General features: G+C 64.9%; 1 protein-coding gene. It reads left to right on the top strand.

Annotation, left to right across the window (positions count from 1 at the left end; genetic code table 11):
* Window positions 1-64 precede the first annotated feature (64 nt).
* Window positions 65-1,230 (top strand): IS3 family transposase gene (locus DKB74_RS18480; protein WP_109809676.1). Its coding sequence is split into 2 segments (ribosomal slippage): window positions 65-317 and window positions 317-1,230, totalling 1,167 coding nucleotides; the frame shifts between segments, so codons are not numbered across the junction.
* Window positions 1,231-1,248 lie beyond the last annotated feature (18 nt).

The raw sequence follows: 1,248 nt of genomic DNA, 5'->3' as shown, positions 1-1,248 counted from the left end.
TGACGTGACCCCCGCTTTTTCCTCCAGTTGGAGCTAGAGTCCGACCCGACGAAGGGACGGACGGATGAAGCGGAAGCAGTTTTCGGAAGAGCAGATCATCGGCATTTTGAAGGAAGCCGAGGCGGGCGCGGTGGTGACGGAGCTGTGCCGCAGGCACGGGATGTCGAGCGCGACCTTTTATGCGTGGAAGGCCAAGTTCGGCGGCATGGAGGTGTCGGACGCCAAGCGGCTGCGGGCGCTCGAGGAGGAGAACACACGGCTCAAGCGACTGCTGGCGGATACGATGCTCGACAACGCGGGTCTGAAGGATCTGCTGTCAAAAAAATGGTAGCGCCTGCCGCGAAGCGGCAAGCAGTCGCACATCTCCAGGCCACGTTGGGGATGAGCGAGCGGCGGGCGTGCGCTGTCGTCGGGGCGGATCGCACGAGCATGCGGTATCGCTCGTGCCGAGCGGATGATGGCGACCTGCGGTCGCGTTTGCGCGAGCTGGCGCAGCAGCGCCGGCGGTTCGGCTATCGGCGGCTGCACATCCTGCTTCGTCGGGACGGCATCATCATCAACCGCAAGAAGACCCAGCGGCTCTACCGTGAGGAGGGTTTGACGGTCAGGCGCCGGAAGGGACGAAGGCGCGCCGTGGGCGCGCGGGCGCCTGCGCCGGTGTTGGCGCTTCCCAACCAGCGCTGGAGCTTGGACTTCGTCCACGCCCAGCTTGCCACGGGGCGGCGGTTCCGCGTGCTCAACATCGTCGATGATGTCACCCGAGAGTGCCTTCGAGCAGTCGTCGATACGTCGATCTCGGGTCGGCGCGTCGTGCGCGAGCTGGCCGATCTGATCGCCGAGCGGGGTGCGCCGAAGATGATCGTCAGCGACAACGGAACCGAACTGACCTCGAACGCCGTGCTGGCCTGGACCGGCGATGTCGGTGTCGAGTGGCATTACATCGCTCCCGGCAAACCAACTCAGAATGGGTTCGTCGAGAGCTTCAACGGTCGCATGCGCGACGAACTGCTCAACGAGACGCTGTTCTTCACGATCGGCCAGGCCCGCTCGATCCTCGCGCGCTGGATCGATGACTACAACACCGAGCGGCCGCACTCCTCGCTCGGCTACGCCACCCCGGCGGCATTCGCCGCCGAACTCGAAAAGCAACGGGCGGGGTTAACCCCGCCCGTTGCTTCACCCGCGCTCTTGCGCGACAACAACAGTCGGTCTCTGGTTGCCACTGGATGAAAGCCGGGGGTCACGTCA

Source organism: Stakelama portus (genome assembly GCF_003171655.1).
Classification (GTDB): domain Bacteria; phylum Pseudomonadota; class Alphaproteobacteria; order Sphingomonadales; family Sphingomonadaceae; genus Sphingomonas; species Sphingomonas portus.
This window is presented reverse-complemented; position numbering and strand designations above follow the sequence as displayed.